The 5,651-nt window shown below is 71.8% G+C and carries 6 protein-coding genes and 1 pseudogene; 2 read left to right on the top strand and 5 right to left on the bottom strand.

The features are described from left to right. Positions 1-61: 61 nt before the first annotated feature. Together ACWGI8_RS38080 and ACWGI8_RS38075 are read left to right on the top strand one after the other, a co-directional pair. Complete coding sequence (locus tag ACWGI8_RS38080; protein ID WP_453668014.1) at positions 62-1,369, top strand: hypothetical protein; 1,308 nt, start codon at positions 62-64, stop codon at positions 1,367-1,369. Positions 1,370-1,488: 119 nt separating this feature from the next. Next, positions 1,489-2,826, top strand: coding sequence for a hypothetical protein (locus ACWGI8_RS38075; RefSeq protein WP_453668013.1), 1,338 nt, complete (start codon positions 1,489-1,491; stop codon positions 2,824-2,826). A gap of 86 nt (positions 2,827-2,912) precedes the next feature. Here the strand turns inward: ACWGI8_RS38075 and ACWGI8_RS38070 are convergent, their stop codons facing one another. From ACWGI8_RS38070 to ACWGI8_RS38050, 5 genes and pseudogenes are all read right to left on the bottom strand, one after another. Further along, complete coding sequence (locus ACWGI8_RS38070; RefSeq protein ID WP_453668012.1) at positions 2,913-3,350, bottom strand: VOC family protein; 438 nt, start codon at positions 3,348-3,350, stop codon at positions 2,913-2,915. A gap of 30 nt (positions 3,351-3,380) precedes the next feature. After that, positions 3,381-3,857, bottom strand: a complete 477-nt coding sequence (locus ACWGI8_RS38065; protein ID WP_453668011.1) for a VOC family protein — start codon at positions 3,855-3,857, stop codon at positions 3,381-3,383. Between the two features lie 54 nt (positions 3,858-3,911). Next, positions 3,912-4,346: a VOC family protein gene (locus tag ACWGI8_RS38060; protein WP_453668010.1), complete on the bottom strand. Its 435-nt coding sequence runs from the start codon at positions 4,344-4,346 to the stop codon at positions 3,912-3,914. Between the two features lie 32 nt (positions 4,347-4,378). Further along, positions 4,379-4,900 (bottom strand): pyridoxamine 5'-phosphate oxidase family protein, encoded by a 522-nt coding sequence (locus tag ACWGI8_RS38055; RefSeq protein ID WP_453668009.1) that lies wholly within the window; start codon positions 4,898-4,900, stop codon positions 4,379-4,381. 132 nt (positions 4,901-5,032) lie between these two features. Continuing rightward, positions 5,033-5,651: pseudogene (locus ACWGI8_RS38050) on the bottom strand (hypothetical protein); the annotation flags it as partial.

Here is a 5,651-nt window from a genome sequence, read left to right as displayed (position 1 = left end):
GAATGAGGGGTCGCCGTGATCGCCGGGGAACCCTGCCGGCCACCCTGGAAGAAGCGGCGCCATGACCGGAGCACACGGGGCCGCCGGGCGCGTGATCGCCGGGCGCTACCGGCTCCTGCGGCAGCTGGCTGCCGGGGGTATGGGCCGCCTGTGGCTCGCCTTCGATCATGAACTCGCGTGTGAGGTCGCGCTCAAGGAGATCGCCCTGCCGCCGGGCCTCACGGATCGTGAGGTGAGCGCCCGGATCACCCGGGCCCGCGGCGAAGCGCGGCGCGCCGCCCGGCTGCGCGACCACCCCGATGTCGTGACCGTGCACGACATCGTGGAGGAGGGCGGGCTGTCCTGGATCGTCATGGCGTTCGTCCCCGGCGCCACCGGCCTGGAGGCGTTGGAGGAGGCCGCGCGGCGGCTCGTCCCCATCATCGCCGCCGAGCCTCACCCGGCGCAGCAAGCGACGCTCTCGGACTGGGCGGCGCCGCCGGAGCGCCCCACCGTGCAGAAGCCGGCTGCCGCCGAGGGATCGGGCCCGCCCCCTGGCCCCCTGTCTCCGCGTCCTCCGCCCGATCGGTTCGGCCCGGGTCCGCGTCCCGAACCCTCCTGGTGGCGCTCTCGGCGAAGCCTCGTTCCGCTCATCGTCGGGGTGGCCGTGGTACTGGTGCTGGGCCTGGGCCTGGTGCTGCTGCTTCGAGGCGGTGGAAGGGGTCCTTCGCACGGGGTCGCTTCGCCGTCCCCCCATGACACCGCATCCGCTTCGCCGTCCCCGCGTGACACCGCGGCCGCAGCCGCAGAGGCGCACAGGATCGCATCGGCGGTGGCGCTCTCACCTCAGGACTGGGGCCCGGGGTTCGTCCGCAGCACCCCGTACGAGGAGGACCCGGCCCTGGAAGAAGCGGTCCGGCCCAATTGCGAGTTGTACCAAAAGCCCCTGCGGGCGGGGACACTTGCCGCGGTCAGCCGTGCAGCACAGGACGACCTGCAAGGCTTCACCACCAGTTCCCTGGTGGCGGTGTACGTGGACGACGCCACGGCACGACAATCCCTCGCCGACGACAGAAACACGATCCACCGCTGCACCACTCAGCGCATGGGCAAATCCCGCTGGGACGACGTGCACGAAGCGATCGCCCCGCCCTTGTCCGGATTCGACGAAGTGATCTCCGAAGAAGGAAGGCTGGCCACCTACGACGACGGCAGTACGGCGAACCTGCCCTACATCGTGCTGACCGGCCGGACAGGGAAGACCGCGGTCTCCGTCTACGTGGGCGGCCCGCCCGAGAGGCTGGCGGAGACTCGCAAGAAAGCCACTGATGCGCTGCTGCTGATGCGCAGTCGCCTCTCCGAGCAGTCGAAGGCGGCGGAGGGCCGATGACCCCCCGTCGACACTGCGCGGCCCCGTCCATGTGGTGGGCGGGGCCGCAGTGGCGTCCGGGGCGGCTGATAGCTTCTGCGAACTGTTGGCCGGGCACGGGGAACGTACGGGGGATCTGCATGAGTTGGCACGGGGAGGACCGGGCGGGCACGCGGCTGCCCGAAGGCGTTTCGCCGGTGCGGCAACCGCGATGGCTGGCCCGGGTGCCGTCGGTGCCTGGTGGCGGGCCCTGGCGCGACCGGGGCAACAAGCTGCTCCTGGCCACCGCCGTGCTCGGGACCGGGGCGAGCCTGTGGGCGTGCTGGCTGACGTACACGGATGTGCGCGACCGGGCCGCGAGCGAGGCCGAGATCGCCGCGGCCTGCGGCGGCATCGTGGACGCCGAGGCGGTGATGGACCTGCGGGGCGGGATGGTCAGGGCCAAGGCGGGCAGCGGCGAGAACGACCGACTGCGGCTCGACGCGCTGCCGGGCCGGTGCACGCTCTACCGGGTGCCGGAGCCGGGCAAGTCCGACGGCCTCTTCGTACTCGCCGTCCGCACCTCCGCCGACGACGTGCCCATGAACGTCGTGGGCGACGAGATACGGTTCGAACCGTTCGGCCGCCGCGACGACAAGGATCCCGACCCGGACGACGTGACCCGCCTCGCCGACCACGCAGAGCCCCTGCCCCTGGGCGACGGCGCGCTCGGCCACTACAGCGACGACTCCGTCACGGTCCGGACCGGCTGTGCATCCGGGTCCGGGAAGCCGTCCTCCGTACAGGTCACGGCCAGGGCCGACTATGACGACGTGTCGGACGACGACCGCGGAATTCTCGCCGGGCTGGCCCGCACAGCCGCGGCCCGGGCGGCGGACGCACTGAAGTGCGACACCCGACTCCCCGCCGTTCCCGCACAGTTGACGACTCCCGGACGAGAGCTCCGCGCTCCGAAGTCCGCGAGCGCCTCCTGCGCCTGGTACGGCAGACACCTCGACGACGCCGGGCGTGGCCGGTTGCCGGACCGCATGCTGGAGGCACCCACGGGGGCCCGCAGCGCGACGGAGACCTGCCTGCTGGCACTCAGCCCGGCGGGCGTCCGCGAGATCGCCCCGGACCTGCAGGGATCCCAGCGGGAGTACGCGGACGACGCGCTCACGCACTCGCCCTGGTGGATGAGGACGGCCTCCTTCTTCGGCCCCGAGTCCGAGTCGGTCGCCATCGAGGTCCTCGACCACTACGAGTACCTCAGGCCGGGCACCGCCGGTGGCGGTGAGGGGCCCGGCGTCTGGTGGGCCTCGTCCGTCTGCGACGGGCGGCCCGCGATCCACACCCTCACCGTCAGCTACACCTACGAAGACGTCGTGCTCGACCGCCTGTCCACCCTCTTCCGGGCGTACGTCGACGACATCACCAGGCGCCGGGGCTGCACCGGCGTCGAACTCCCCGCGCCCTCGGCCTTCAAGGCGGCCAAGTGAGGTGACCTGACCTGACCTGACCTGACCTGACCTGACCTGACCTGACCTGACCTGGCTGTCGGGCGGCCTGATCCGGAAGACAGGCCCTAGTGGCGGCGGTCCGACAGGGGCGCGGGGGACTCCTGGACGACCCATCCGTTGCCGTCGGGATCCTGGAAGAACACGAACGAGTTCCACGGCTCGCCCTTGCCCTGGGCCCACCCCGTGGCGGCGACATGCTGGACCGCGCTGACCCCGACGCCGCGGGCGAGCAACTCGTCGTGGGCCGACTCGATGTCGGGGACGCAGAGTTGCAGGCCCTGGATGGCGCCGGGGGTCATCACCGTCTGGCCGGGGGCAGGAGGCATGCCCTCACCGATGACGATCGAGCAGGGCGACCCGGGCGGGGTCAGCTGGATGATGCGGACGCCTTTGCCGATGCTGCTGTCGTGGTCGACCGTGAAGCCGCACTGGTCGGCGTAGAAGGTCTTGGCCCGGTCGACGTCGCTGACCGGGACGACGATCACTTCGATAGTCCATTCCATGGCGCTGCCCGGATTCCTTGCGGGGACCGGCTAGTCCGCCCCGCCGCCGGCCGCGTCGTCGCCGTCCGCGCGCTCGCGCGCCTGCTCGGCCAGGAGCGCGTGGAGGGGCTGGGAGGCGCGCCGGGTCCATTCCTGGATGGCCCAGCCGTTGCCGTCGGGGTCGGAGAAGTACATGAACGTGCCACCGTCGCCCGGCGCGACCACTTCGGGTTCGGTGACGTCCAGGCCACGGGCGACGAGTTCGGCATGGGCCGCCTTGATGTCGCCCACGACCAGCTGGAGGCCCTGGTACGAGCCGGGTTCGAGCGTCCTGCCGCCCGGCACGGGGATGCCCTCACCGATGACGACGGAACAGCCCGAGCCGGGCGGGGTCAGCTGCACGATGCGGAACCGCTCGTCGATGCGGGTGTCGTGATCGACGTGGAAGCCGGCCTTGTCGCGGTAGAACTCCTTGGCCCGGTCCACGTCGGAGACGGGGACGAGGATCACTTCGAGCGTGAACTCCATGCAGGGACCTCCTGTGTCAGCCGCCGGACCGTCACGGGCCGCCGGCTCGGACCGTCACCGGGTGGCGAGTGGTGTCGGTGCCTCCTGGACCACCCAGCCGTTGCCATCAGGGTCCTGGAAGAACAGGAAGGAATTCCAGGTTTCCGTTCCTTTGCCGTCCTCCCAGCCCGACGGCCCGACGTGCCGCACCGGACCGACCACCACGCCACGGCTCACCAGCTCCGACCTGGCCGCGTCGATGTCGGTGACGCACAGTTGCAGGCCCTGGAGGGAACCCGGAGTCATCCGCGCCTGGCCGGGGGAGTCGGGCAGGCCGGACTCGATGACGATGGAGCAGCGGGAGCCGGGCGGGGTGAGCTGGACGAAGCGGCTCCCCTCGAAAGGCGACATGTCGAGGTCGGCGTTGAAGCCGCACTGGTCCATGTAGAAGCGCTTGGCCCGGTCCACGTCGGTGACCGGAATGACGATCACTTCGAGGGTCCATTCCATGGAACGGTCTCCGTTCGGCCGTCCGGGCGCCCTCAGCCGGTGAAGCGCCAGCGGGTCTGGCTGTAGGTCTCGCCCCTGCCGAAGCCGAAGGCGGTACGGGGTGTCACACCGAAGACCAGGGAGCGGCCTGCGCCCTCGTGCCAGAAGGCCTTGTCCCGGACCTCGAAGTGCCACTCCGGACCGTACTTCGACTCCCAGGCCTCGGCCAGCCGTGCGAGCCGCGGCTCGTCGGACACCACGGCCGCCTCGCCCTCGACGACCAGGTCGCGGCCCTCGCTGTCGATGTTGGTGCCGGTGGTGAGGACGACATGGGGGTTGGCGGCGAGGTTGCGCGCCTTGCGCTCCTGCTCACCGGTGGTGAAGTGGAGCGTGTCGTCCAGCCAGACCGCCATCAGCGGGGTGACGTGCGGGCGGCCGTCCGGGCGCACGGTCGAGAGCCAGAAGATCTCCGACTCGTTCAGCTGGGTGACCGCGTCCGGCCACGGTGTCGCGGTGGCGTCGGGGGAGCTGTAGCGCGCGTCGAGCTCCGTCTGCGGTTCTTCCTGGGCCGGCATGGTGGGGTCCTTTCGTGATCGGGTCCGTTCGGCCGCGGCGGGCCTCCCGTCTCACATGTATGGACCGTGCGCGGCCGCCGGACTCATCGGGCCGCCGGACTCATCGGGCCGCGGGCTCACCGGGCCACGGCCTCATCGGGCCGCGGGCGTCCAGTGCAGGGTGCCGTCCAGACCGATCGCGGCCACACCGCCCGGTACGACCGCGGGTGCCCCCGCGAAGAGGAAGCCGGACTCCGTCCAGCCGGGGTTCGTTCCCGGTACGGCCGGGGCCGTCGCGAGCATGCCCGTACGGGACCGCACGGCCAGCAGTTCCTCGCCCGCGCTCACCGGGCCGAAGCCCGCCATACCGGTGGCGGTCATGGGCGAGGTGGCGCGCAGGCTCTTCTCGGCCGTGCTCCGGGTGCCGGGGCGGCCACCGGTGAAGCGGGCGCTGCGCACCTCGCCCGTGACAGGGGCGCGGTACCAGAGCCGTACGCCGCCGCCGTCTCCGGCCCGTATGCCGTCCCCGTTCCCGTCCCTGTCCCCGTCGCCATCGTCTCCGGCCCGTATGCCGTCGCCGCCGGCGTCCGCCGTCGCGCTGAGCGCCAGCGTGGTCGGCGGCAGTCCGGTCCGCAGCGGCCCGGAGAACGGTGCGCCGGGGCGTGCCTGCGTCCACGCCAGCACCGACCTCGGTGTGGCGGCGAAGACCGTGTGCCGGCCGATGGAGTCGGCGGCGACGACCGGGTCGCCGTGCAGATCAGCACCCCCCAGC

The organism is Streptomyces sp. NPDC054841 (assembly GCF_053611045.1).
Note: the sequence above shows the minus strand (reverse complement) of the source record. Positions and strands in the feature narration are given on the sequence as shown.

Bases quoted from the DNA above. Each gene is read 5' to 3' on its own strand.
- ACWGI8_RS38080 (WP_453668014.1), top strand. From the start codon at position 62: ATGACCGGAGCACACGGGGCCGCCGGGCGCGTGATCGCCGGGCGCTAC.
- ACWGI8_RS38075 (WP_453668013.1), top strand. From the start codon at position 1,489: ATGAGTTGGCACGGGGAGGACCGGGCGGGCACGCGGCTGCCCGAAGGC.
- ACWGI8_RS38070 (WP_453668012.1), bottom strand. From the start codon at position 3,350: ATGGAATGGACTATCGAAGTGATCGTCGTCCCGGTCAGCGACGTCGAC.
- ACWGI8_RS38065 (WP_453668011.1), bottom strand. From the start codon at position 3,857: ATGGAGTTCACGCTCGAAGTGATCCTCGTCCCCGTCTCCGACGTGGAC.
- ACWGI8_RS38060 (WP_453668010.1), bottom strand. From the start codon at position 4,346: ATGGAATGGACCCTCGAAGTGATCGTCATTCCGGTCACCGACGTGGAC.
- ACWGI8_RS38055 (WP_453668009.1), bottom strand. From the start codon at position 4,900: ATGCCGGCCCAGGAAGAACCGCAGACGGAGCTCGACGCGCGCTACAGC.